The 23,998-nt window shown below is 70.9% G+C and carries 21 protein-coding genes and 2 pseudogenes; 4 read left to right on the top strand and 19 right to left on the bottom strand.

Annotation, left to right across the window (positions count from 1 at the left end):
* Both B9S61_RS07360 and B9S61_RS07365 read right to left on the bottom strand, forming a co-directional pair.
* Window positions 1-1,069 (bottom strand): helix-turn-helix domain-containing protein (locus B9S61_RS07360; protein WP_103541516.1); only part of this gene is annotated, 1,069 nt, incomplete at its 3' end.
* Between the two features lie 377 nt (window positions 1,070-1,446).
* Window positions 1,447-1,779, bottom strand: a complete 333-nt coding sequence (locus B9S61_RS07365) for a hypothetical protein (RefSeq protein WP_181007284.1) — start codon at window positions 1,777-1,779, stop codon at window positions 1,447-1,449.
* Window positions 1,780-2,117: 338 nt separating this feature from the next.
* On the opposite strand from B9S61_RS07365, the gene B9S61_RS07370 reads away from it, so the two are divergent.
* Window positions 2,118-2,645 (top strand): universal stress protein, encoded by a 528-nt coding sequence (locus tag B9S61_RS07370; RefSeq protein ID WP_103541517.1) that lies wholly within the window; start codon window positions 2,118-2,120, stop codon window positions 2,643-2,645.
* 226 nt (window positions 2,646-2,871) lie between these two features.
* On the opposite strand, the gene glmS is transcribed toward B9S61_RS07370, so the two are convergent.
* The 15 genes and pseudogenes from glmS to B9S61_RS07440 all read right to left on the bottom strand — a co-directional run bounded on the left by glmS (window position 2,872) and on the right by B9S61_RS07440 (window position 19,698).
* Window positions 2,872-4,689 (bottom strand): glutamine--fructose-6-phosphate transaminase (isomerizing), encoded by a 1,818-nt coding sequence (gene glmS / locus B9S61_RS07375; RefSeq protein ID WP_103541518.1) that lies wholly within the window; start codon window positions 4,687-4,689, stop codon window positions 2,872-2,874.
* 12 nt (window positions 4,690-4,701) lie between these two features.
* Complete coding sequence (locus B9S61_RS07380) at window positions 4,702-4,959, bottom strand: hypothetical protein (RefSeq protein ID WP_030869322.1); 258 nt, start codon at window positions 4,957-4,959, stop codon at window positions 4,702-4,704.
* 85 nt (window positions 4,960-5,044) lie between these two features.
* Entirely contained in the window at window positions 5,045-5,740 is a 696-nt protein-coding gene (locus tag B9S61_RS07385; RefSeq protein WP_374936193.1) for a DUF4429 domain-containing protein, read from the bottom strand.
* A 79-nt stretch (window positions 5,741-5,819) separates the two neighbouring features.
* Window positions 5,820-5,966, bottom strand: a pseudogene (locus B9S61_RS43415) (DUF4429 domain-containing protein); the annotation flags it as partial.
* A gap of 59 nt (window positions 5,967-6,025) precedes the next feature.
* Window positions 6,026-6,373, bottom strand: coding sequence for a VOC family protein (locus B9S61_RS07390; protein WP_103541519.1), 348 nt, complete (start codon window positions 6,371-6,373; stop codon window positions 6,026-6,028).
* A 126-nt stretch (window positions 6,374-6,499) separates the two neighbouring features.
* On the bottom strand, window positions 6,500-8,272 hold the full coding sequence (locus tag B9S61_RS07395; RefSeq protein ID WP_103541520.1) for an IucA/IucC family siderophore biosynthesis protein: 1,773 nt from the start codon (window positions 8,270-8,272) through the stop codon (window positions 6,500-6,502).
* Window positions 8,269-8,826: a GNAT family N-acetyltransferase gene (locus B9S61_RS07400; RefSeq protein WP_103541521.1), complete on the bottom strand. Its 558-nt coding sequence runs from the start codon at window positions 8,824-8,826 to the stop codon at window positions 8,269-8,271. Before B9S61_RS07400 ends, B9S61_RS07395 begins: the two co-directional genes overlap by 4 nt.
* Complete coding sequence (locus B9S61_RS07405) at window positions 8,823-10,115, bottom strand: lysine N(6)-hydroxylase/L-ornithine N(5)-oxygenase family protein (protein WP_103541522.1); 1,293 nt, start codon at window positions 10,113-10,115, stop codon at window positions 8,823-8,825. The genes B9S61_RS07400 and B9S61_RS07405 overlap by 4 nt, the downstream gene beginning before the upstream one ends.
* Window positions 10,099-11,541 carry a lysine decarboxylase DesA gene (desA, locus tag B9S61_RS07410; RefSeq protein ID WP_103541523.1) on the bottom strand — a complete coding sequence of 481 codons (1,443 nt, stop codon included), beginning with the start codon at window positions 11,539-11,541 and terminating at the stop codon, window positions 10,099-10,101. Before desA ends, B9S61_RS07405 begins: the two co-directional genes overlap by 17 nt.
* Window positions 11,542-11,696: 155 nt before the next feature.
* Window positions 11,697-12,722 (bottom strand): siderophore-interacting protein, encoded by a 1,026-nt coding sequence (locus tag B9S61_RS07415; protein WP_103541524.1) that lies wholly within the window; start codon window positions 12,720-12,722, stop codon window positions 11,697-11,699.
* A gap of 32 nt (window positions 12,723-12,754) precedes the next feature.
* Complete coding sequence (locus tag B9S61_RS07420; RefSeq protein ID WP_103541525.1) at window positions 12,755-13,804, bottom strand: ABC transporter substrate-binding protein; 1,050 nt, start codon at window positions 13,802-13,804, stop codon at window positions 12,755-12,757.
* A gap of 209 nt (window positions 13,805-14,013) precedes the next feature.
* Window positions 14,014-15,174, bottom strand: a complete 1,161-nt coding sequence (locus B9S61_RS07425) for an acyl-CoA dehydrogenase family protein (RefSeq protein WP_103541534.1) — start codon at window positions 15,172-15,174, stop codon at window positions 14,014-14,016.
* 5 nt (window positions 15,175-15,179) lie between these two features.
* Entirely contained in the window at window positions 15,180-16,127 is a 948-nt protein-coding gene (locus B9S61_RS07430) for a hydroxymethylglutaryl-CoA lyase (protein WP_103541526.1), read from the bottom strand.
* Window positions 16,124-18,055: an acetyl-CoA carboxylase biotin carboxylase subunit gene (locus B9S61_RS07435; RefSeq protein ID WP_103541527.1), complete on the bottom strand. Its 1,932-nt coding sequence runs from the start codon at window positions 18,053-18,055 to the stop codon at window positions 16,124-16,126. Before B9S61_RS07435 ends, B9S61_RS07430 begins: the two co-directional genes overlap by 4 nt.
* 26 nt (window positions 18,056-18,081) lie before the next feature.
* Window positions 18,082-19,698, bottom strand: a complete 1,617-nt coding sequence (locus B9S61_RS07440) for a carboxyl transferase domain-containing protein (protein WP_103541528.1) — start codon at window positions 19,696-19,698, stop codon at window positions 18,082-18,084.
* A gap of 87 nt (window positions 19,699-19,785) precedes the next feature.
* Between B9S61_RS07440 and B9S61_RS07445 the strand changes: the two genes are divergently transcribed.
* The 3 genes from B9S61_RS07445 to B9S61_RS07455 all read left to right on the top strand — a co-directional run bounded on the left by B9S61_RS07445 (window position 19,786) and on the right by B9S61_RS07455 (window position 22,567).
* On the top strand, window positions 19,786-20,385 hold the full coding sequence (locus B9S61_RS07445) for a TetR/AcrR family transcriptional regulator (protein ID WP_103541529.1): 600 nt from the start codon (window positions 19,786-19,788) through the stop codon (window positions 20,383-20,385).
* 119 nt (window positions 20,386-20,504) lie between these two features.
* Window positions 20,505-21,662 carry an acyl-CoA dehydrogenase family protein gene (locus tag B9S61_RS07450; RefSeq protein WP_103541530.1) on the top strand — a complete coding sequence of 386 codons (1,158 nt, stop codon included), beginning with the start codon at window positions 20,505-20,507 and terminating at the stop codon, window positions 21,660-21,662.
* 35 nt (window positions 21,663-21,697) lie between these two features.
* Complete coding sequence (locus tag B9S61_RS07455) at window positions 21,698-22,567, top strand: acyl-CoA thioesterase II (RefSeq protein WP_103541531.1); 870 nt, start codon at window positions 21,698-21,700, stop codon at window positions 22,565-22,567.
* Window positions 22,568-22,814: 247 nt separating this feature from the next.
* Here the strand turns inward: B9S61_RS07455 and B9S61_RS07460 are convergent, their stop codons facing one another.
* Window positions 22,815-23,603 (bottom strand): phosphatase, encoded by a 789-nt coding sequence (locus B9S61_RS07460; RefSeq protein WP_103541532.1) that lies wholly within the window; start codon window positions 23,601-23,603, stop codon window positions 22,815-22,817.
* Window positions 23,604-23,723: 120 nt separating this feature from the next.
* Window positions 23,724-23,948 (bottom strand): annotated as a pseudogene (locus B9S61_RS07465) (helix-turn-helix domain-containing protein); the annotation flags it as partial.
* Between the last annotated feature and the right edge of the window lie 50 nt (window positions 23,949-23,998).

Genomic DNA, 23,998 nt, shown 5'->3' on the forward strand with positions numbered 1-23,998 from the left:
CGGGCCCCTGTCCGTGCGCGGCGGCCTCGCTGTCCTGGTTCCGGTCGGCCTGCGGACGCCGCGCGCGGTACGCGGCCCGGTAGGCGGCCGGGGACGAACCCAGCTGGCGCCGGAAGTGCCCGCGCAGCGCGACCGGTGAACGGAAGCCGCAACGCCCGGCCACCTCGTCCACCGAGTAGTCCGACGTCTCCAGCAGCCGCTGCGCCTGGAGCACCCGCTGGGTGATCAGCCACTGCAGCGGCGCGCTGCCGGTCAGCGAGCGGAAGCGGCGGTCGAAGGTACGACGGCTCATGTACGCGCGTGCCGCCAGCGTCTCCACGTCGAACTGCTCGTGGAGGTGCTCCAGCGCCCAGGCGACGACCTCCGCGAGGGGGTCGGCGCCGATCTCCTCCGGTAAGGACCGGTCGAGGTAGCGCTCCTGACCGCCACTGCGGCGCGGCGGTACCACCAGGCGGCGGGCGAGCGCGCCGGCCGCCTCGTTGCCGTGGTCCGTCCGCACGATGTGCAGGCACAGGTCGATGCCGGCCGCGGTGCCCGCCGACGTCAGCACGTCCCCGTCGTCCACGAAGAGTTCCCGCGGGTCGACGTGCACCGACGGATAGCGTTTCGCCAGCGTCGGCGCGTACATCCAGTGTGTGGTCGCGGGCCGGCTGTCCAGCAGTCCCGCCGCCGCGAGGACGAAGGCGCCGGTGCACAGCCCGACGATGCGGGCGCCTTCCTCATGGGCCCGGCGCAGCGCGTCGAGCGATTCCTCGGGTGGCGGCGAGGTGATGGAACGCCAGGCCGGCACCACGACGGTGCCCGCCCGGGATATCGCCTCCAGGCCATGTGGCGCGGTGAGCTCCAGGCCCCCTGTGGTCCGCAGCGGGCCGTCCTCGCCCCCGCACACCAGCAGGCGGTAGCGCGGTACGCCGGCGTCCTGGCGGTCAACCCCGAACACCGACAGCGGTATGGAACTCTCGAAGATGGGGCCGCCGCTGAACAGCAGCACCGCGACGATCTCCTTGCGGCGTCGCCCGGAGAGTTTCCGGGCCGCGGTTTCCGGCGCGGCAGTGGAGTCGTGGCTCATACTGCTAAGCCCCCCTCGGTGGTCGCGGCTCCTCGGTTGTGTCGCTCCTGCACGTTTCCCCTCGGTCCTGCACGAGTCCCCCGCCGTACGACGTCAAGATCGAATCTACTGTGTCCGGTTGTGCTCGGGTGGCGAGTTCGTCACTCGGCACATTGTCGACTTGGCAACTTGGCGTAAAGCATTCGATCACGAAGCGTTGCACTCGCGGGGCGTGCAGGGAAGTGCGCCTCGTCGCGGTGGCCAATCCCCGTAGGGTGCGCGGGGCTCGAGGCACCCTTTCCGTGCAGGTCGAACGGGGGTTGGGGGGTCGTCGGGACAGGGGCCGTACGCTGTCCGGAAGTTGGCTGAAAAGATACGGGCGCGAGCACGGAAACCGGTCAGCCGACCGGTGTGTCCCCGCCATTGTGCGGCAGGCCCTCTCGTGCCCCGGTTCCGGCCCGCCGACACGGGTCCCGCCGGGGCTGCCGCTCCCCGGACGGCGGCCGTGCGGCGACCCGCTGGGAGCGTCGCATCAGCAGCCGGCAGACGCCCGTGACGGTTGCCGGGCCGGCGGCCGCACCGACGGCCCCCGCGGCCGAGGAGCCGCACCACAGCAGGGTCACCGGCACCAGCAGGCAGCCGAACGCCGCCCAGCGGACGACCACGCCCACCGGGTTCCGGGAGGGTGCGGTCGCACGGTCCCGCTCGGGGGTGGGGCCGGGTCCGGACATGGGATGCTCCCTGTGGTGTGGCTCACGGGGTACAACGCACGGTCGGCTCGTCGGTCACCGCGGGCGCGGGGCGGACACCCGGGAAGGGCCTACTCTCATGGCTGGGCGAAGCCCGCGCAAACCGTCCGCGCAAACCATCTGTACAAGGCAGCAACCATTGCGTGACGGGCGGCCCCTCGGGCATGCTCCGGGGAACCCGCCTGCCGGTGAGCGCGGGTCTGGGCTAAGGAGGCGTGGCGCCGTACCCTTGGGGGTATGGGGTTGGGAAGACCATTCCCGGACACAGCTCCGCCGCACACTGTCGTCCCCCACAGAAGGATCACACTCCCGAGACAGCCATGGCCGGTCACGAATTCTTCGAACCAGCGGACCGCAAGCGGCCGGTCGCCGATCCCACGGCGGCCGAACCCCTGGCGGCGGAGCAATCACGCCATCCCTGCGACCCCGCCTTCCGGCACGGGGTGGTCGTCGGCTTCGACGGCTCCACCTCCAGTGAACGGGCCCTCGCCTACGCGATCGGCATGGCGCGGCGATTCGGCTCGGGTCTGATCATCGTCCATGTCGCCAACCGGCTGCCCACGACGGTCTGGGCGGGGTGCGAACCCCCGGTCTTCGTGGACGTCCCGGACCACCGCACGGAGGTGCTCGGACTCGAGCTCGCCTGTGCGGACTATCTGGCCGAGGTGCCGTGGATCCTGGTCGAGCGTGGCGGGGACATCTGCCACGAACTCGAAGAGGTGGGGCGGGAGTACTCCGCCGACGCGATTGTCGTGGGTTCCACCCACGGTCTCGTGGGGCGGCTTTTCGGGTCCGTTGCCGGGAGGCTGGCGAAGCGGGCGCAGCGGCCGGTCGTCGTTATTCCGTAAGTGTTCAGTGGCCCCGGCCCCGGCCCCGGTCTGTGCGGGTGGGGTGGCGGGACGCGCGGCCCGTCCGTGCCCGGGGTTCGGTCTGTGCGGGTGGGTGCGGGCTGGTTGCGCAGTTCCCCGCGCCCCTGGGGGGGTGGGGTGGGGCCTCGTCACTCCTGCGCCCCGGGTGGGGTGCTGCGCTGCTCCGGGGGGTGGGGCAGCGCAGCGGTTGGGTTTCTGCGGGGTTCTATTCGACCGTGACCGACTTGGCGAGGTTGCGGGGCTTGTCGATGTCGCGGCCGAGGGCCAACGCCGTGTGGTAGGCCAGGAGTTGGAGGGGGATACCCATCAGGATGGGGTCGAGTTCGTCCTCGTTCTTGGGGACGAGGAGCGTGTGGTCGGCCTTCTCCTGGTCCTGGTGGGCGACCGCGACGATCTGGCCGCTGCGGGCCTTGATCTCCTCCATCGCCGCGCGGTTCTTCTCCAGCAGGTCGTCGTCCGGGACGATCGCGACGGTGGGCAGTGCCGGCTCGATCAGCGCCAGCGGGCCGTGCTTGAGCTCGGAGGCCGGGTAGGCCTCGGCGTGGATGTAGGAGACCTCCTTGAGCTTCAGGGAGGCCTCACGGGCCACCGGGTAGCCCCGGACACGGCCGATGAAGAGCATCGAGCGGGCCTCGGCGTACTGCAGGGCCAGCTTCTTGATCTCCTCCTCCTGCTCCATGATCTCGGCGATCTGGCCGGGGAGGCGGCGCAGGCCCTCGATGATGCGCTTGCCGTCGCGCACCGACAGGTCACGGGTGCGGCCCAGGTGCAGGGCGAGCAGGGCGAAGGCGACCGTGGTGTTGGTGAAGCACTTGGTGGACACCACGCAGACCTCGGGGCCGGCGTGCACGTAGACGCCGCCGTCCGCCTCGCGGGCGATCGCGGAGCCGACGACGTTGACCACGCCCAGCACCCGCGCGCCCTTGCGCTTGAGCTCCTGCACGGCGGCCAGCACGTCGTACGTCTCACCGGACTGGGAGACCGCGACGTACAGGGTGTCGGGGTCCACGACCGCGTTGCGGTAGCGGAACTCGGAGGCCGGCTCGGCGTCGGCGGGGATGCGGGCCAGCTCCTCGATCATCTGCGCGCCGATCATGCCGGCGTGGTACGAGGTGCCGCAGCCGAGGATCTTCACCCGGCGGATCCGGCGCGCCTCACGGGCGTCCAGGTTGAGGCCGCCGAGGTGCACGGTGGAGAAGCGGTCGTCGATCCGGCCGCGCAGCACGCGGTCCACGGCCTCCGCCTGCTCGTGGATCTCCTTGTGCATGTACGTGTCGTGGCCGCCCATGTCGTACGAGGCCGCCTCCCACTCCACGGTGGTCGGCTCGGCGGTCGTACGGGTGCCCTCGGTGGTGTAGGTGCGGAAGTCGTCGGCCTTGAGGGTGGCCATCTCGCCGTCGTCGAGGGTGACTATCTGCCGGGTGTGGGCGACCAGCGCGGCGATGTCGGAGGCGACGAACATCTCCTTCTCACCGATGCCGAGGACGACCGGGGAGCCGTTGCGGGCCACGACGATGCGGTCGGGGAAGTCGGCGTGCAGGACGGCGATGCCGTAGGTGCCCTCGATGAGACGCACGGTCTCGCGGACCTTGTTCTCCAGCTTCTCCGCCTGCGAACGGGCGATGAGGTGGGTGAGGACCTCGGTGTCCGTCTCGGAGAGGAACTCGACGCCGTCCGCCTCCAGCTTGCGGCGCAGGTCGGAGGCGTTGTCGATGATGCCGTTGTGGACGACGGCGACCTTGCCCTCGGCGTCCAGGTGCGGGTGGGCGTTCACGTCGGAGGGGGCGCCGTGGGTGGCCCAGCGGGTGTGGGCGATGCCGGTGGTGCCCTTGAAGCGCGCCGGGACCCTGGCCTCGAGGTCACGCACCCGGCCCTTGGCCTTGACCATCTTCAGGCCGGCCGTCTTCGGGGACGTCACGGCGATGCCCGCCGAGTCGTAGCCGCGGTACTCCAGGCGCTGCAGGCCCTCGATCAGCAGGGGGGCGACCTCACGCCTGCCGATGTATCCGACGATTCCGCACATATACGTAGGTTCCTAGCCGTAGACGATGCGGCGCAGCTGCCGGAGCGAGAGCTCGGGCGGCGCCACCGCTCGGTATCTGAGGTCCGCCTCGATCCGTTCGAAGATCGTCGCGTTCACCAGGCCCTGGGCCTGGAGCTCGCGGTGGCGGCGACGGACGTACTCCTCGGTCGTCTCGTCGAAGTAGGCGAGCACGTCCTGGATCACCCGCAGTGCCTCGCCCCGGCTGAGGGGCGTGGACCGCGTCAGATGATCAACGAGTTCGTCGTGCACCCGATGATCCTGAGGTACCGGCGGCCGATTCGCAAGAAACGTGCCCGATATCGGGCAGGGGGCCCGCTCGACTGTCCGGATGCGGTCACATATTCTTCAGAATCGCCTGTTTGGCGAGGGTGAACTTCTCGTCGGTGAGCACGCCGGACCGGTGCAGCTCGCCCAGCTCCCGGAGCCGGCGGAGCAGGGCGTCGTGATCGTCCCCGGAGGGGGTGGGGGCCGGTTGCGGGCCGGTGTCCGGTTCCCCCGGCGCGACGACGTCGCCGGCGGGTGCGGCCGGGTGCGGGAGGCGGGCCTGCACGGCGGCGGCGACCAGCGCCATCAGCGGGTCCTTCTTGAAGCCCCACAGCTCCACCGAGTTGGGGTCGTACTTGGCCGGGGCCTTGGTGGGGGCGTGCCGCGCGACGAAGCGGAGGTGCCCGTTCTCCAGGCCGGACGCGGGCTGCCACTCCACGGCGATCAGATCAGTCAGCGCGAGCGTGCGGGTGCCGGCGGCGGCCTTGGCGTCCTCCGTCTTCCAGTTCCACTCCAGCCGGACGCGCTCGCCGTCGAAGCTCACCGTGCCGTCCCCGGCGGAGACGGACAGCGGCACGGACGGTCCGGGCAGCAGATACGCGGTGACCGGCCCGGCGGGGACCTGGTCGAGGAGCAGGGCGGTGCGCACCTCCTCGGTGAAGTACTCGGCGACCCCGTGGCGGTCGGGTTCGACGGTCAGCTGGTAGGGGTCGTGCGGCTCGGTGAGCCGGCCCCGGGCCGCGAGCAGGTGGGGGTCCCCCCCCACGCCGTTCAGGCAGTGGGGGAGGGTCGGCGCCGTCCCGCAGCCGCAGCCTGAGCCGCCCCGCCTTCTTGCCCTGCTCGAACGATATTCCCGCCAACGCCTCGAGAGGCACTACCAGTTCACCCAAGGTCCTGCGCAGCAGGCCGACATTCCTGTCCCGGCCGGGAGTCAGTCGCAGGGCCTGCCCGTCGAAGGTCCACGTACCGTCCTTCTGGATGATTTCCACCATGGGGGGGATTGTTCCATCGGGACCGCGGGAGGGTGGTCTGTACCACTCTGGCGCTGGTGTCAGCGGTGCCCGAGCACATTGACCACGCGGCCGCTGGGGTCACGGACGAAGAACCGCCGTACCCCCCACTCCTCGTCCTGCAGCGGGTGAACGATCTCCGCGCCCCCCTCCCGCATGACGGCGTAGGCCGCGTCCACATCGTCCACCTCGATGCTCAGGTCCGGGTCGACCGGCGCGGTCCTGTCGCCGGACATCACACTGACCTGCGCCCCCGGATGGGACGGGGACGCCAGCGTCATGATCCAGCCGTGGTTCATGACCTCCTCGAGACCCAGCCGGCCGTAGAACTCCCGGCTCTCCTGCACGGCCTCGGACTGAATGGTGGGTACGACACGGCGAACGGCCATCGGTGACTCCGGAAGATCGGACAGGCTGACTTCGGACAGGACTGACTCTCCCAGGAGTACTACGCGCACCCGGCCGCCGGCGGGCGTTCCGGAGGACCGTCCCCGGGGCGCCCGCCTGTTCGAGGGTCAGAACTCCGCGAGGGGGTTCTTCAGGGTGCCGATCAGCTGGAGGGCGCCGGAGGGGTCCGCGAGGTCGACCATCTGCTTGTTGTCGCGGAGCTGGAGGCGGTTCAGGCAGGACAGGGCGAACTCCTTGGCGAACATGTCGTACCGGGTGAACCTGTCGGCGAGTTCGGGGACCGATGCCTGGTACTCGCGGGTGATCTCCGCGACCGTGCGCCAGAAGGCGTCCTCGTCCAGGACACCCTCCTCGGCCAGGTTCGCGGCGAGGAAGCGGAAGAAGCAGTCGAAGACGTCCGTGAAGACCGACAGGAGCTTCGTGTCGTCCGGGACCTCCACCCGGATGCGGCCGACCTCCGGCGGCAGTACCGCGTCCGGGTCCATCACCGCGATCTCCTCGGCGATGTCCTTGTAGACCGCCCGCTTCACCACCCCGTCCGCCAGGACGAGGATCACGTTCTCGCCGTGCGGCATGTACACCAGGTCGTAGGCGTAGAAGCTGTGCAGGAGCGGGACGTAGTAGGCCCGGAGGTAGTGGCGCAGCCAGGTGGCGGGGGCGAGGCCCGAGCGCTCGATCAGCGCGCCCGCGACGGACCTCCCCTCGTGGTCGACGTGGACGAGTGACGCCATGGTGGCCAGGGACTCGCCGTCCTCCAGGGACGGCACCGGGCTCTCCCGCCACAGCGCGGCCAGCATCTTGCGGTACGGCGAGTAGCGGTCCGTGGCCTGCTCGTACTCCAGGTGCCGGTAGCCGACGGCGGCCCGCTCGCGGATGATCGACAGCCCGGTGGCCCGCAGCACCGGGTCGTTGTCGATGAGCCGCGCCAGCCAGTCGTTGATCGCGGGGGTCGCCTCCATGTAGGCGGCGGACAGTCCGCGCATGAAGCCCATGTTGAGGACCGACAGGGCCGTCTTGACGTAGTGCTTCTCCGGGTGCGACCGGTTGAAGAAGGTACGGATGGACTGCTGGGCCAGGTACTCGTCGTCGCCCTCGCCCAGGCAGACCAGGTGCCGGCGGGCGACCTCGGCGGCGAAGGTGACCGAGAGCTTGTTCCACCACTGCCAGGGGTGGACGGGGATCAGGAGGTAGTCGGCGGGGTCCAGGTCCTGCTCGCGCAGGACGGCGTGGAAGCCCTCGACGGTCTCCTCGCCCAGCTCCCGGCGGATGAACGACTCGTACTCGATCCCGACGCCGGCCGTGAACGCGGCCCGTGAGCGGTGGGCGGCCAGCCACACCAGCTTCACCGGGTGCGCGGTCTCCGGCGCGTACGCGCGGTACTCGTGGACGCCGAACCCGAGCCGTCCGTTGTTGGCGACGAAGCAGGGGTGGCCCTCGGTCATGCCGGTCTCGATGGCCTGGAATCCGGCGTCGATCAGCTCGGCGGACGTGATCTCGGGCTTGGTGAGCTTGTAGCAGGTGCCCGACAGGGTGGAGGAGACCTCCTCCAGGTAGACCGGCAGGACCTCGTCGCTCAGGCCCAGGGACTTCCGCAGCTCGACGAAGAAGTCCAGCGCGGCGAGCTCCAGTTCGGCGTCTCCCCGGTGGCGGGTGATCGAGTCGGCGTCGACCTGCCAGTGGTCCAGGGCGCGGAGGGCCGCGGTGAAGGTGTACCGGGTCAGGCCGTCGTCGCTCTGGACGGCGTAGCGGCCGTCGCCGGTGGCCTCAGGGGTGAGGAGCCGCTCGTGCGCGAACTCGGCGAGTGCCTTGCGGATCAGCAGGCGGTTGGCCCGCGCCCAGCGGTGGGGGGACAGGTGTGCCACGGCGTCGGACAGGGTCATACGGATACTCCTCGGGCGGCCTCGAACTGTTCGCGCGTGCAGAAGCTCAGCAGCGCGCGCTTCTCCGGCTTGTCGATCTCCCGCTCGGGCACGAAGCCCACGGCCTCGTTCAGGGCGTGCACGGCCTTGTTGCCCACGTCCGGTTCGACCACGACCCGCCGGGTGGCCGGGTCGGCGAACAGCTCCTCCATCACGGCGGTGATGACCGCCCTGGTGAAGCCGTGGACCGGGCGGTCGGTGGGGGCGACCAGGAAGTGCATGCCCACGTCGCCGGGCCCGGGGTCGTACAGGCCGGTGAGTTCGACGTACCGCGGGTCGTACCGCTCCATCAGGAAGGCCGGCTCGCCGTCGTGCAGACCCAGGTGGGCGTGGTGGTGCTCGTGGGCGGCGATGCGCATGTACTCGCGCTCGACGTCCTGGAGCTTCGCGTCCTGCATCATCCAGAACGCCGCCTTGGGGTGGGTGACCCAGCGGTGCAGCAGTCCGGCGTCCTTCAGCGGGTCCAGCGGGCGGACGGTGAACGTACCGATGCCCGTGCTGTCCGTGCTGCTCATACGGCGAACTCCTGGAACGCGATGGCCTTCTCGACCGGGTAGTACTCGGTGCCCAGCAGTTCGCGGATGATGGTCGCGTTGCGGTACGGGCCCATGCCCAGGTCGGGGCTGGTGACGCTGTGGGTGTGGACGCCGGCGTTCTGCAGGAAGATGCCCCGGCCGGTGACGTCGACGGCGTAGTCACGGCTCACGTCGAAGCGGCCGTGGCCGTCGAAGCGGATCCGACTCCGCACCGGGTCGAGGAAGGCCGGCGGCTCGTAGTGGTAGCCGGTGGCCAGTACCAGGCCCTCGGTGCGGATCTCGAAGTCCTTGTCCTGCTCGTCCTGGTGGAAGCCGAGCGTGTAGCCCCCGTCCTCGTGACGTGCCGAGGTGAGACTGGAGTTGGTGAGCAGCCGGGTGGGGACGGGCCGGTCGCCGCTCTCGACGTGCTTCTGGTACAGCAGATCGAAGATCGCGTCGATCAGCTCCGAGTTGATGCCCTTGAACAGGCCCTTCTGCTGCTTCTCCAGCCGGTAGCGGGTCTGCTCGGGCAGCGCGCGGAAGTAGTCGATGTAGTCCGGGGAGGTCATCTCCAGGGTCAGCTTGGTGTACTCCAGCGGGAAGAACCGCGGGGAGCGGGTGATCCAGTTGAGCTGGTAGCCGTGGACGTCGATCTCGGAGAGCAGCTCGTGGTAGATCTCGGCGGCGCTCTGCCCGCTGCCGACGACGGTGACCGACTTCTTCGTCAGCAGCTCCGCCTTGCGCCCCATGTACCGCGCGGTGTGGAAGAGGTCCCCGTCCAGGCCGCGGCAGGGCTCCGGGACGAACGGCACGGTGCCGGTGCCGAGCACCAGGTGCCTGGCGCGGTACGCCGTACCGGCCGCCGTCGCCACGGTGTACAGGCCGTCGCTCTCGTCGTACGTCACCTCGGTGACCGTGGTGCCGAAGTGGATGCTGCTCAGCTTGGCGGCGGCCCAGCGGCAGTAGTCGTCGTACTCGACGCGCAGCGGGTAGAAGTTCTCGCGTATGTAGAACGAGTACAGCCGGCCCTTCTCCTTCAGGTAGTTGAGGAAGGAGTAGGGGGACGTCGGGTCGGCGAGGGTGACCAGGTCCGACATGAACGGCGTCTGCAGGTGGGCGCCGTCGAGGAACATTCCGGCGTGCCATTCGAAGTCCGGCTTGGACTCCAGGAAGACGCCGTTCAGTTCGTCGATGGGCTCGGTGAGGCAGGCGAGGCCGAGGTTGAAGGGGCCCAGGCCGATGCCCACGAAGTCGTAGGCGGGGTGCGGGTCTTCAGCAAGCGCGGTCAAGGGACTCTCCCAGGTACTGCTCGGCGTGGCCGGCGATCAGATCGAGGACGGCGGAGATGTCGGCCGTCGTGGTCTCGGGGTTCAGCAGGGTGAACTTCAGGTAGTGGCGCCCCGCCACCTTGGTGCCCGCGACCACCGCGTCACCGGAGGCGAACAGGGCCTTGCGGGCGTAGAGGTTGGCGCGGTCGATCTCGGCGGGGTCGGTGACGGCCGCGGGGATGTGACGGAAGACGAGGGTGGAGAGGCTCGGTTCGACGACCACGTCGAAGCGGGGGTCGGCGGCCAGCAGTCTCCAGCCTTCGGCGGCCAGGTCGCAGACCTCGTCGAAGAGTTCGCCGATGCCGTCGGCGCCCATCACGCGCAGCGTCATCCACAGCTTGAGGGCGTCGAAGCGGCGGGTGGTCTGCAGGGACTTGTCGACCTGGTTGGGGATGCGCTCGGTCACCATGCGGCGCGGGTTGAGGTACTCGGCGTGGTAGGTGGCGTGCCGCAGCGTGGCCGCGTCGCGGACCAGCACGGCGGACGAACTGACCGGCTGGAAGAAGGACTTGTGGTAGTCGACGGTGACCGAGTCGGCGCGCTCGATGCCGTCGATGCGGTCGCGGTACTTCAGCGAGGCGAGCAGTCCGCAGCCGTAGGCGGCGTCCACGTGCATCCAGGCGCCGTACCGCTCGCACAGCCCGGCGATCTCGGGGAGCGGGTCGATGGAGCCGAAGTCGGTGGTCCCGGCGGTGGCGACGACGGCCATGGGGACCAGGCCCGCCTCGGCGCAGCGCTCCAGTTCGCGGGCGAGGGCGGCGGTCCGCAGCCGCTTGTCGTGGTCGACGGGTATCGACACCACGGCGTCCGGTCCGAGGCCGAGCAGTTTCGCGGACTTCTGCACGCTGAAGTGGCTGACCTCGGAGGCGAAGACGCGCAGCCGCGCGAGGTCGTCGGTCTTGGCCTCCTCGCGGGCCAGCAGCAGTGCCTGGAGGTTGGACTGGGTGCCGCCGGAGGTGAACACGCCGTCGGCGGCCGGGCCGAGGCCGATGCGGCCGGTCGTCCAGTCGATGACCCTGCGCTCGATGAGGGTGCCGCCGGCCGACTGGTCCCAGGTGTCCAGGGAGGAGTTGACGGCGGAGAGCACCGCCTCGCCGAGCACGGCCGGAATGACGACCGGGCAGTTGAGGTGGGCGAGGTAGCGGGGGTGGTGGAAGTAGACCGCGTCCCGGAGGTAGACGTCCTCCAGTTCGTCCAGCGCCGCGGCGGTGTCGTGCAGGGGCCGGTCGAGGTCGATCGCGTCGATGCGGGGGGCGAGGGCGTCGGCCGTGACTCCGGTGAACGGCCGTGTGGTGGTGGCGAGTTTGGCGGCCACCCGCTCGACTCCCTCGGTCACGGAGCGACGGTAGTGCTCCGCGGTGGTGTCGTTGAGCAGGTGCGAGCGCATGTGGGGGTCCTCCGGTGGGGACGGTCCGGTGCGGGGAGCTGGCCAGTGTGAAATTTAGGTTAGCCTAACCTAAGTTTCACGAGTTGACTCCCGTCCCGGCCGTGACCGTGAGCACTCCCGCGGCGCGCGTGACCGTACGTCAACTCCTGTGCTGGTCAGCTCTGTTCACACAACTGCTCCTCCGTCAGCCCGTGACGCCAGTACCCGACGAACGTCACCCGCCGACGGTCGATCCCGCGCTCACCGACGAAGTGCCGCCGCAGCTGCCGCACACAGCCGGCCTCCCCGGCGATCCAGACGTACGGCCGCTCGGCGGGCGGGAGTTCGACGGCCCGGAGGGCGTCCAGGGCCATGGGGGAGTAGGAGCCCGCGCCCATGGGGGACCCCGTGCCCATGGGAGAGCCCGTGCCCATGCGGGCGGTCGCGGCCACGGGGGAGACCGGGGCCGGTTCACCGGGCCCGGGGGCGGACCGCGCCGGCCCGGCGGCGGCCCCCTCCCGGACGTGCCACGTGATCTCGGCGTCCGCCCCGGTCGTCAGGTCCTGGACGTCCCCGGAGTGCGGGACCTCCAGCCACACCCGGGCGCGGGTGCCGGCCGGGAGGGTCTCCAGGACGGCCGCGGCGGCGGGCAGAGCGGTCTCGTCGGCCCAGAGGAGCACCAGGTCGGTGTCCTCGGGCGGGCGGAAGCGGATCGCCCGGTTGTCGGCGATCGCGGGGCCGAGCAGCAGTACCCGGTCACCGGCGGCGGCGCGGGCGGCCCAGCGGGAGGCCGGGCCCGCCTCGGCGGACGCGCCGCCCCGCGCGGTGATGCCGTGCAGCACGAAGTCGATGTCGACCTCGGTGGTGTGGCCCCCGGCGTCGGTGCGCAGCTCCCGGAGCGTGTACGAGCGCATCACCGCCCGTACGTCGTCGGGGAGTTCCCGCCAGCCCTGCCACCAGCCTCCCCCACTCTCGGCTTCGCTCGAGCGGGGGGACCCCCAGCCTTGTTCCAGTGGCACCACCGGCTCGCTCTGGCCCGGCTGCGGCAGGAACAGCGACAGGGACTGGTCGCGCCCGTCGGAGCGGAAGTCACGCAGCTCGGGGCCGGTGAAGGTGACCCGGACCAGGGACGGGCCGAGCCGCCTCGTCCGCGCGACCTGAAGGGCGAAGAAACGGAACGGGGCGGCTACGGCGGTGGTCACGGCTGTGGGCTCCGGGGAGAGGGGGGACGGGTTCAGCCGACCTTCTTGGCCTTCTCGATGGCCTCGGCGAGGTTGTCCAGCAGCGGCGTGCACTTGTCGTAGGACAGGATCGGCTCGGGGGAGCGGGCGATGACCTGGCCGGCCTTGACCGCGGGGAGCTGCTTCCAGGTCGCCTCGGTGATGTCGGCGGGCTGGATGGTCGAGGCGCGGTCGTCCATGATGATCACGTCGGCCGGGTACTTGTCGACGTTCTCCCAGCTCAGCGTCTCGAACCAGCCGCCGGTCGCCTTCTTGGCCTCCTCCGGGGGCTCGACGATGTTCACGCCGAGGGCCTTGAAGTACTCCAGGTCGATGGAGAAGTTGGAGCCGGAGACGTAGAAGACGTCCGGTGCGGCGGAACCGGCCAGCACCCTGATCTCCGGCCGGGCCTTCGCGGCCTTGCGCAGCCGCTCGGCGGCGGCCTCGAACTTCTTCTTCGCCTCGACGACCGGGGCCGCCTTCATGTCGGCGCCCAGCGACTCGGCCAGCTCGGCCATGCGCTGCAGCGGCTTCGGCAGCTGGAGGTCGTAGACGGAGACGGCTACGCTCGGGGCGAGCTTGGCGATCTTGTCCTTGGACGCCTCGGGGACGTACCAGAGCGACCCGGCCTCGTCGAACGTCGTGCTGATGAGCACCTCGGGCCCGAAGGCCGCGTACTGCTCGACGTTGAAGCTGTCGAACTTGTTGCCGAAGATCGTCAGCTTGCTGACGTCCATGTCGCCGGCCTGGACGTCTGCTTCGCCGTCCGTCGTTTTCGTCGGCCCGAAGACGCCCTTCACCTCGACGCCGTAGTCGTACAGCGCGGCGGCGACACCGGTGAACGCCACGATCTTCGTCGGGACCTTGTCGAGCTTCACGGTGGTGCCGCGGTCGTCCTTGAAGGACCACGGACCGGACTTGGCGTCGCCGGCACCCTTCGTGTCGGAGCCGCCGCTCTTCGCGTCGTCGTCCCCACAGGCGGTGAGCACGGCACCGAGGCCGAGGGCGCCACCGGCGGCGAGCAGTCCCCGACGGGAGAAGCGGGCGGTTCTGGCGTTCGACATGACAGGGTCTGCTTTCGTGCGTACGGAGCCGGCCTTGGCTGGAATCAGGCTTAGGTTAGCCTAACCTCATGATCTGTCCAGGGGGCGCCCGGTATGCATCCCCTCGCGCACGGTCGAAATGCCGGTCCTGCGCCGTGATTCGGATCACGTGAGCGGACCGGCGGCCCGCGCCGCCGTGGACGCGGGCCGCTTCACGGCGTTGTACGGGGTCAGCCCGTGAGCCCCAACTCCCGTGCGATCAGCATGCGCTGGACCTCGCTCGTGCCCTCGCCGATCTCCAGGATCTTCGAGTCGCGCCACATGCGGGCCACCGGGTACTCGTTCATGAAGCCGTAGCCGCCGTGGATCTGCGTGGCGTCCCGGGCGTTGTCCACCGCCACCGTGGAGGAGTACAGCTTCGACAGCGCCGCCTCCTTCTTGAACGGCTCACCGGCCACCAGCCGGCTCGCCGCGTCGCGCCAGGCGAGGCGGGACGTGTGGGCCTTCATCTCCATGTCGGCGATCTTGAACTGGATCGCCTGGTTGGCGCCGATCGGACGGCCGAACGCGTGCCGCTCCTTGGCGTACTTCACCGACTCGTCCACACAGCCCTGCGCCAGGCCCGTGCCCAGCGCGGCGATGGCGATGCGGCCCTCGTCCAGGATGCGCAGGAACTGCGCGTAGCCGCGGCCCGTTTCGCCGAGGAGGTTGGCGGCGGGGACGCGGACGTCGGCGAAGGACAGCTCACGCGTGTCCGACGCGTTCCACCCGACCTTCGAGTACGGGGCCGCCACCGTGAAACCGGGCGTGCCGGACGGCACGATGATCGCCGAGATCAGGGGCCTGCCGTCGGGCTTGCGACCGGTGACCGCCGTGACCGTGACCAGCCCGGTGATGTCCGTGCCCGAGTTGGTGATGAAGCACTTCGTGCCGTTGATGACCCATTCGTCCGTCGACTCGTCCAGCCGGGCCGTGGTGCGGGTCGCGCCCGCGTCGCTGCCGCCGTCGGGCTCCGTCAGGCCGAACGCGCCCAGTATCTCGCCCGAGCACAGCCGGGGGAGCCACTCGCGCTTCTGCTCCTCGGTGCCGAAGAGGTGCAGCGGCATCGCGCCCAGCGAGACGCCCGCCTCCAGGGTGATGGCCACCGAGGAGTCCACCCGGGCCAGTTCCTCCAGGGCCACACCGAGGGCGAAGTAGTCCCCGCCCATACCGCCGTACTCCTCCGGGAACGGCAGTCCGAACAGGCCCATGCGGCCCATCTCCCGCACGATCTCGTACGGGAACTCGTGCCGCTCGTAGAAGTCACCGATCTTCGGCGCCACCACGTCGTGCGCGAACTCCTCGACCGTGCGGCGGAGTTCTTCCAGTTCGGGGGAGAGCTTGTGGTCCATGTCGTTCACGACTCCTGGTGGGAGAGGGCTCGTACGGTGCGGGACGGGCTGGTCCGGCCCAGGTGGGCGGCCATCCAGACGCTTGTGGCGACCAGACGGCCGAGATCGACCCCGGTGTCGATGCCGAGTCCCCGCAGCATCCACACGAGGTCTTCGGTGGCGAGATTGCCGGTGGCGGACTTCGCGTACGGGCAGCCGCCCAGACCGCCGGCCGAGGCGTCGACCGTGGTGACGCCCCGCTGGAGCGCGGCCAGGGTGTTGGACAGGGCCTGGCCGTAGGTGTCGTGGAAGTGCACACCGAGCGCGGACACGGGGACGTCCGCCTCGGTGAGCGCGGTGAGCAGGGCCGTGACATGGCCCGGGGTGGCCACCCCGATGGTGTCGCCCAGGCTCAGCTCGTCGCAGCCCATGTCCAGCAGCGCCCGGCACACCCGCACCACCTGGGGGACCGGGACCGGGCCCTCCCACGGGTCGCCGAAGCACATCGACAGATAGCCGCGGACATGGACGTCCGCCGCCTTCGCCCGGGCCACCACCGGCTCGAACATCGCCAGCGACTCGTCCACCGTCCGGTTGAGGTTGGCCTTGGCGAAGGACTCCGTGGCACTGGCGAACACCGCGACCCGCCGGGCGCCCAGCGCCAGCGCGCGGTCCAGGCCGCGCTCGTTCGGCACCAGGACCGGCAGCGACACCGGCAGGTCGGACACGGCCGGGTACAGCTCCTCCGCGTCCGCCAGCTGGGGCACCCACTTGGGGTGCACGAAGCTCGTCGCCTCGATGGTGGTCAGACCGGTGGCGGCCAGGCGGCGGACGAACTCCGCCTTGACGGCCGTCGGGACGGTCGCCTTCTCGTTCTGCAGGCCGTCGCGGGCGCCCACCTCGTGGATCCGTACCCGCGCGGGCAGACCCTCCGCCGGTACGGGCATGGGCAGGCCGAGTTCGGGGGTGTTCACGCCGTCTCCTCCTCCACGGGTGCGATGACCGCGAGCACCTGGTCCATGGCGACCGTCGTGCCCGGGGCCACGTCCAGTCCGGTGACCGTGCCGGCGTGCGGGGCGGAGATGACGTGCTCCATCTTCATCGCCTCCACCACCAGCAGGCTCTGTCCGGCCGCCACCTCGTCGCCGACGGCGACCTTCACCACCGTCACCGTGCCCGGCATCGGCGCGGTCAGCGAGTCGGCGCCCGCCTGACCGGCCCGGGTGAGGGACGCGGCGACCGGGTCGTGGTCCCGCACGTGCCAGGCGTCGCCGTCGCGGCCGATCCAGTCGGCGGCACGGTGGAAGGTGTGCCGGACGCCGTCCAGCGTCACCGACACCTGGTCGCCGGAGACGGTGTGGGCGCCGCGCGGCGCGTGCTCCACCGGGTCCGTGACGCGCAGGTGGAAGGTGGCGGGCTTCGGGGTGCCGCCCATGCGCCAGCCGTCCGGCACCGAGAAGGGGTCCGTCCAGCCGTCGCCGCGCGGACGCAGCGCCTCCAGACGCACGGCGGCCGCCGCCTCGTACACCTCCTCGGGCACGTCGGCGGAGACCAGGCCGTCCGCCTCGCGCTCCACCAGCCCGGTGTCCATGTCGCCGCTCACCACCGCCGGATGCGCCAGCAGCCGCCGCAGGAACCCCGCGTTGGTCTGCACGCCCAGCGTCACCGTCTCCGCCAGCGCCGCCCGGAGCTTGCGCAGCGCGGTCGCACGGTCGGGGCCGTACGCGATCACCTTGGACAGCATCGGGTCGTAGAGGCTGCCGACCTCCGTGCCCTCGCTCAGCCCGGAGTCGGTGCGCACCCCGTCGCCCTGCGGTTCGCGCAGCCTCAGCACCGTGCCGCCGGAGGGGAGGAAGCCGCGCGCCGGGTCCTCCGCGCAGACGCGCGCCTCGACCGCGTGGCCGGTGAGCGTGACGTCCTCCTGCGCGAACGCCAGCCGCTCGCCCGCCGCCACCCGCAGCTGCCACTCCACCAGGTCGAGGCCCGTGATCAGCTCGGTGACGGGGTGCTCCACCTGGAGGCGGGTGTTCATCTCCATGAAGTAGTACGACGACGGGTCGCTGCCCGGGACGATGAACTCCACCGTGCCCGCGCCCCGGTAGCCGCAGGAGCGGGCGGCCTGGACCGCCGCCTCGCCCATCGCGGCCCGGGTCTCCTCGTCGAGGAGCACACTGGGCGCCTCCTCGATGATCTTCTGGTGGCGGCGCTGGAGGGAGCACTCGCGCTCGCCCAGGTGCACCACGCCCCCGTGCCCGTCGGCCAGCACCTGGATCTCGATGTGCCGCGGGCGGTCGATCCACCGCTCGACCAGCAGGGTGTCGTCACCGAAGGAGGCGCGGGCCTCGCGCCGCGCGGCGGCGATCTCGTCGGCCAGCGCCGACACGTCCCGCACCAGCCGCATGCCCTTGCCGCCGCCGCCCGCCGACGGCTTCAGCAGCACCGGCACGCCGATCTCGCGGGCGGCGTCCGCGAGCTGCCCGTCCGTCAGTCCGCTGCCGCTGGAGCCGGGCACGACCGGCACCCCGGCCGCCTTCACCGTCTCCTTGGCGCGGATCTTGTCGCCCATCAGGGAGATCGCGTCGGCCGGGGGCCCGATGAACACCAGCCCCGCCTCCGCGCACGCCCGCGCGAAGGCGGCGTTCTCGGCGAGGAAGCCGTACCCCGGGTGGACCGCCTGGGCGCCGGTGCGGGCGGCGGCCTCGATCAGCCGCTCCGCCGACAGGTAGCTCTCCGCGGCGGCCGCCGGCCCGATCCGTACCGCCGTGTCGGCCTCCCGGACGTGCCGGGCGTCGGCGTCCGCGTCGGAGTACACGGCCACCGAGCGCACGCCCATCGACCGCAGGGTGCGGATGACGCGGACCGCGATCTCGCCCCGGTTGGCCACCAGCACCGTCTCGAACATCTGCTCAGTCATCGTCAGGGGTCCCCTCACATCCGGAAGACGCCGAACTGAGGGTCACTCAGTGGCGCGTTGGCGCACGCGGTCAGGGCCAGGCCCAGCACCTGCCGGGTGTCCATCGGGTCGATCACGCCGTCGTCCCAGAGGCGGGCCGTCGCGTAGTAGGCGTTGCCCTGACGCTCGTACTGAGCACGGATCGGGGCCTTGAAAGCGTCCTCGTCCTCGGCCGGCCACTCCTCGCCGCGCCCTTCGAGCTGGTCCCGCTTGACGGTCGCGAGGACGGAGGCCGCCTGCTCGCCGCCCATCACCGAGATCTTCGCGTTGGGCCACATCCACAGGAAGCGCGGCGAGTACGCCCGGCCGCACATCGAGTAGTTGCCCGCCCCGTAGGACCCGCCGACCACCACCGTCAGCTTCGGCACGCGCGTGGAGGCGACCGCGGTGACCATCTTGGCGCCGTGCTTGGCGATACCGCCCGCTTCGTAGTCCCGGCCCACCATGAAGCCCGAGATGTTCTGCAGGAACACCAGCGGGATGCCGCGCTGGTCGCACAGCTCGATGAAGTGGGCGCCCTTCTGGGCGGACTCGGAGAACAGGATGCCGTTGTTGGCGACGATCCCCACCGGGTGGCCGTGGATCCGGGCGAAGCCGGTGACCAGGGTCTGCCCGAACTCGGACTTGAACTCCGCGAAACGGGAGCCGTCCACGACCCGCGCGATGACCTCGCGCACGTCGTAGGGGGTGCGCGAGTCGACCGGCACCGCACCGTACAGCCCCGCCGGGTCGGCCTTGGGCTCGACGGCGGGGTGGACGGCCCAGGGGAGGGGGCCCCGCGCGGGGAGCGTGGAGACGATGGTGCGCACGATCCTGAGCGCGTGCGCGTCGTCCTCCGCGAGGTGGTCGGTCACGCCGGACACCCGCGAGTGGACCTCGCCGCCGCCCAGCTCCTCCGCCGTGACCACCTCACCGGTGGCCGCCTTCACCAGCGGCGGGCCGCCGAGGAAGATCGTGCCCTGGCCCCGGACGATCACCGCCTCGTCGCTCATCGCCGGGACGTACGCCCCGCCCGCCGTGCAGGAGCCGAGCACCGCCGCGATCTGCGGGATGCCGGCGCCGGACATCCGGGCCTGGTTGTAGAAGATCCGCCCGAAGTGGTCCCGGTCGGGGAACACCTCGTCCTGCATCGGCAGGAACGCCCCGCCGGAGTCCACCAGGTAGACGCAGGGGAGCCGGTTGTCGAGGGCGACCTCCTGCGCGCGCAGGTGCTTCTTCACCGTCATCGGGTAGTACGTACCGCCCTTGACGGTGGCGTCGTTGGCCACGACCACGCACTCCCGGCCGCTCACCCGGCCGATCCCGGCGATCACACCGGCCGCCGGGGCCTGCCCGTCGTACATCCCGTCGGCGGCCAGCGGGGCCAGCTCCAGGAAGGGCGAGCCGGGGTCGAGGAGCGTGTCCACACGGTCGCGCGGGAGCAGCTTCCCGCGCGCGGTGTGCCGTGCCCGCGCCCGCTCGCCGCCGCCGAGCGCCGCCGCGGCCAGCTTGCCGCGCAGCTCTCCGACGAGGGTGCGGTGCGCCTCCTCGTTGGCCCGAAAGGCCTCCGACGCGGGATCGGCCGCGCTGTGAAGCTCCGGTGCCTCATGCATCCTGCGGGTCCCCTCACCTTGTTAATGAGCGTTAACGCACTTCCTCCAGGTTAACGACCGCTAACCTTCCTGTCTAGAATCGTCTTCATGGCCACCAGGACGGACGCCCCCACCCGCCGCGAGCAGATCCTCAAGGAGGCCGCCCGGCTCTTCGCCGAGCGCGGCTTCCACGGCGTCGGGGTCGACGAGATAGGCGCCGCGGTCGGCATCAGCGGCCCCGGGCTCTACCGGCACTTCGCGGGCAAGGACGCGATGCTCGCGGAGCTGCTGGTGGGGATCAGCGGCCAGCTGCTGACCGGCGCGAGGCAGCGGCTGAAGGAGGCCGGGGAGACGCCGGCCCCCGAGGCGGTCCTCGACTCGCTGATCGAGGGGCACATCGACTTCGCGCTCGACGACCGTCCCCTCATCACCCTGCACGACCGTGAGCTGGACCGCCTCCGGGACAGCGACCGCAAGCTGGTCCGCCAGTTGCAGCGGCAGTACGTCGAGCTGTGGGTGGGGGTGGTGCGCGAGCTGTACCCGGAGCTGGCCGAACCGGGCGCCCGCTCGGCGGTGCACTCGGTCTTCGGCCTGCTCAACTCCACCCCGCACCTGACCCGCCCCGGCTCCCTGCCCGGCCGCACCGGAACCGCCGAGCTGCTGCACCGGATGGCCCGGGGCGCCTTCGCGGCGGCGGGGGCGCGCTGACCCGGCGGCGGAGTGACGAGCGTTACGGGGGTTCCCGTCTGGACGGCTGTGGATACTCGCCGGTACCTTTGGCGTGAGCAAGCGCTTAGACATGCCAAGGTACGTGGAGGTGGGCGCCCGTGCGCCGTACGGTTTTCAACGAGGATCACGAGGCGTTCCGGGAGACCATCCGCGCCTTCATCGAGGCCGAGGTCGTTCCGGTCTACGACGAGTGGTTCGCGGCGGGCCAGGCGCCCCGCGACTTCTACTACAAGCTCGGTGAACTGGGCATCTTCGGCATCAGCGTGCCCGAGGAGTTCGGCGGCGCGGGCATGGACACCCACAAGTTCGAGGCCGTCCTCTACGAGGAGACCGCCCGCGCGGGCGTCCAGTTCGGCGGCTCCGGCGTGCACGTGCTGCTCGCCCTGCCCTACCTCAAGATGCTCGCCACCGACGAGCAGAAGAAGCGCTTCCTGCCGAAGTTCGTCTCCGGCGAGGAGATGTGGGCCATCGCGATGACCGAGCCGGGCACCGGCTCCGACCTCGCGGGCATGAAGACCACCGCCAAGCTGAGCGAGGACGGCTCCCACTACGTCCTCAACGGCGCCAAGACCTTCATCACCGGCGGCGTCCACGCCGACAAGGTGATCGTCTGCGCCCGCACCGACGCCCCGACGGCCGAGGACCGCCGCCACGGCATCTCCCTGTTCGCCGTGGACACCAAGTCCGAGGGCTACTCGGTCGGCCGCAAGCTCGACAAGCTCGGCCTGAAGACCTCCGACACCGCCGAGCTGGCGTTCGTCGACGTCAAGGTGCCGGTCGAGGACCTCCTCGGCGAGGAGAACAAGGGCTTCTACTACCTCGGCCACAACCTGGCCTCCGAGCGCTGGGGCATCGCCTTCGGCGCCTACGCCCAGGCCAAGGCCGCCGTCCGCTTCGCCAAGCAGTACGTGCAGGAGCGCACCGTCTTCGGCAAGCCGGTCGCCCACTTCCAGAACACCAAGTTCGAGCTGGCCGCCTGCCAGGCCGAGGTGGACGCCGCCGAGGCCGTCGCCGACCGCGCCACCGAGGCCCTGGACGCCGGCGAGCTCACCCCCGCCGAGGCCGCCGGCGCCAAGCTGTTCTGCACCGAGGTCGCCCACCGCGTCATCGACCGCTGCCTCCAGCTGCACGGCGGCTACGGCTACATGAACGAGTACCCGATCGCCCGCCTGTACGCGGACAACCGGGTCAACCGCATCTACGGCGGCACCAGCGAGATCATGAAGTCGATCATCGCCAAGGACATGGGCCTGTAAGCCGTACGAAACCCCTGCCGTATACAACTGACGCCATGAGTCAGGCACTCCAGGAACTCCTCGATCTGCTCGACCTCGAGCAGATCGAGGAGAACATCTTCCGCGGCCACTCCCGCAGCGCCGTCGTCCCCCGCGTCTTCGGCGGGCAGGTCGCGGCGCAGGCACTGGTCGCCGCGGGCCGGACCGTCCCCGCGGACCGGCCCGCCCACTCCCTGCACGCGTACTTCCTGCGCCTCGGCGACCCCGGCGCGCCGATCGTCTACACCGTCGACCGGATCCGCGACGGCCGCTCCTTCACCACCCGGCGGGTGGTCGCGGTCCAGCACGGCAAGCCGATCTTCCACCTCTCGGCGTCCTTCCAGACGTACGAGGAGGGCCTGGACCACCAGGAACCGATGCCGCCGTCCCCCGATCCGGACACGCTGCCGACCTCGGAGGAGCGCCTGCGCGGCTACGCCCACCTCGCCCCCGAGGTGGTGAACCGGTTCGCGGAGGCACGCGCCGCCGTCGACCTGCGCTACGTCGACGAGCCGCCGTACGGCCGCTTCGGCGAGCCCCGCGAACCGCACTCACAGGTGTGGTTCCGCACCAAGGGCAAGCTCGCGGACGACCCCCTGCTGCACGTCGTCCTCGCCACGTACGTCTCCGACATGACGCTGCTGGACTCCGTCCTCCTCGCCCACGGGCGCGGCGGCTGGGCCGTCGGTGACGTCGTCGGCGCGTCCCTGGACCACGCGATGTGGTTCCACCGCCCGTTCCGCGCCGACGAGTGGCTGCTGTACGACCAGCAGTCCCCGTCGGCCCACGGCGGCCGGGGCCTCGGTCAGGCCCGCATCTACACCCAGGACGGCCGTCTCGCGGTGTCGGTCATCCAGGAGGGCGTGGTCCGCGTCCCGCGCTCCTGACCGAGCCGGCTCGGACGCCCGACGACAACGGCATCCTGTTCGACCGGCTCCACCTCTCGGTCGCCGGTGACGAGACGAACGCCGTCACGCTCCGCCTCCCCGACACCGCCAAGGCCGACCGGCCGATCGCCACCGACTGGCACGCCGACGCCGCCGACGCCGTTCCGTTCGTCGACTGATCCGGCGTCCACCAGCCGCCCTCGCCGGCCGTGGGTGTCCCCCGCCCCCGGCCGGCGAGGGTGTTCCGCTACGCCAGACCGGCCTCCGCCAGCAGATACGCCGTCATCGGGTCGTAGTGGCGGGGGCTGGTGACGTGGTCGTCGAGGGGGACCGTCACCTGCACGGTGCCCTCGGACTCGCCGAGGAACAGGGCCGGGTCGTTGCAGTCGGCGTAGCCGACGGAGTCGACGCCGTACTGGCCCGCGGCGCCCGCCCAGCCGTGGTCGGCGACGACCAGGTCGGGCAGCGGTCGGCCCTCGCGCTCCAGCGCGCTCAGGACGGCCTTCATCGGCTCCCCGGAGTGGGTGTGCCACAGCGTGGCACCGTGCTCCAGCATCGCCACGTCCGCGAACTGCATCACGTAGCCCTCGTCCGTGCTCAGCCCGTCCGGGATGACCACGATCTCGCAGCCGGCCGCCCGCAGCGCCGCGGCCGTCGCGCGGTGCACGTCGAGCAGCCCGCCCGGGTGCCCGGTGGCGAACAGCACCCGCTGCTTCCCCTCCGCCGCCTTGCGCAGCCGCCCGGCCATGCGTTCGAGACCGGACACGGTCAGCTCCGGGTCGATGGTGTCCTGCCCGTACCGGTGTTCGGCGTCGTCGTCGACGCCGACCCGCTCCGCCATCACCGCGAGCACGTCCTGCTCGTCGGTCCAGCGGTCGCCGAGCTCCAGGCCGAGCCAGAAGTGGCGGTCGCCGTTCGCCAGCTTGCGGTAGTGGGAAAGGTTGTTCTCGCGCGGCGTGGCGACATCGCCCGCGATGCGGGTGGCGACCAGGTGTTCGACGAGTTCGGCGCGGCTGGGTGTCCCGGGTATCGGCATGCCCCCCATTGTGAAGCAGCGCCCCGTGGGCGTCCCTGGCGTATCGCGCGCTGGGATGTGCGTCACGTACTCAGACGACTCCGTACAGGTACTCGGTCCGCGGTCACCGGTCCGCGGTTGTCAGGTGCGGCGCAGCGCGAACCACAGCTCCATCCGGACGTCCGGGTCGTCCAGGTCCGCCTCCAGCAGCGCCGCGCACCGCGCGATGCGCTGCCGCACGGTGTTGCGGTGCACGGACAGCGCCACCGCCGTGCGGTCCCAGCTGCCGTGCAGGGACAGCCAGGTGCGCAGGGTGTCGGTGAGGGCGGGGGTGGCCGCTATGGGCGCGAGCAGCGCCCGGGCGTGCCCGCACAGCGGCTTCCGGTTGAAATCCGGCCGTGAGGAGCGTCAATCTG

This window comes from Streptomyces sp. SM1, assembly GCF_002910825.1.
GTDB lineage: Bacteria > Actinomycetota > Actinomycetes > Streptomycetales > Streptomycetaceae > Streptomyces > Streptomyces okerensis.

What these genes read in the sequence shown, in the direction of transcription:
- B9S61_RS07445 (WP_103541529.1), top strand. Translation starts at nt 19,786, where the DNA reads ATGGCCACCAGGACGGACGCCCCCACCCGCCGCGAGCAGATCCTCAAG.
- B9S61_RS07455 (WP_103541531.1), top strand. Translation starts at nt 21,698, where the DNA reads ATGAGTCAGGCACTCCAGGAACTCCTCGATCTGCTCGACCTCGAGCAG.
- B9S61_RS07395 (WP_103541520.1), bottom strand. Translation starts at nt 8,272, where the DNA reads ATGACCCTGTCCGACGCCGTGGCACACCTGTCCCCCCACCGCTGGGCG.
- B9S61_RS07425 (WP_103541534.1), bottom strand. Translation starts at nt 15,174, where the DNA reads ATGGACCACAAGCTCTCCCCCGAACTGGAAGAACTCCGCCGCACGGTC.
- B9S61_RS07420 (WP_103541525.1), bottom strand. Translation starts at nt 13,804, where the DNA reads ATGTCGAACGCCAGAACCGCCCGCTTCTCCCGTCGGGGACTGCTCGCC.
- B9S61_RS07370 (WP_103541517.1), top strand. Translation starts at nt 2,118, where the DNA reads ATGGCCGGTCACGAATTCTTCGAACCAGCGGACCGCAAGCGGCCGGTC.
- B9S61_RS07440 (WP_103541528.1), bottom strand. Translation starts at nt 19,698, where the DNA reads ATGCATGAGGCACCGGAGCTTCACAGCGCGGCCGATCCCGCGTCGGAG.
- B9S61_RS07365 (WP_181007284.1), bottom strand. Translation starts at nt 1,779, where the DNA reads ATGTCCGGACCCGGCCCCACCCCCGAGCGGGACCGTGCGACCGCACCC.
- desA (WP_103541523.1), bottom strand. Translation starts at nt 11,541, where the DNA reads ATGCGCTCGCACCTGCTCAACGACACCACCGCGGAGCACTACCGTCGC.
- B9S61_RS07390 (WP_103541519.1), bottom strand. Translation starts at nt 6,373, where the DNA reads ATGGCCGTTCGCCGTGTCGTACCCACCATTCAGTCCGAGGCCGTGCAG.
- B9S61_RS07435 (WP_103541527.1), bottom strand. Translation starts at nt 18,055, where the DNA reads ATGTTCGAGACGGTGCTGGTGGCCAACCGGGGCGAGATCGCGGTCCGC.
- glmS (WP_103541518.1), bottom strand. Translation starts at nt 4,689, where the DNA reads ATGTGCGGAATCGTCGGATACATCGGCAGGCGTGAGGTCGCCCCCCTG.
- B9S61_RS07460 (WP_103541532.1), bottom strand. Translation starts at nt 23,603, where the DNA reads ATGCCGATACCCGGGACACCCAGCCGCGCCGAACTCGTCGAACACCTG.
- B9S61_RS07400 (WP_103541521.1), bottom strand. Translation starts at nt 8,826, where the DNA reads ATGAGCAGCACGGACAGCACGGGCATCGGTACGTTCACCGTCCGCCCG.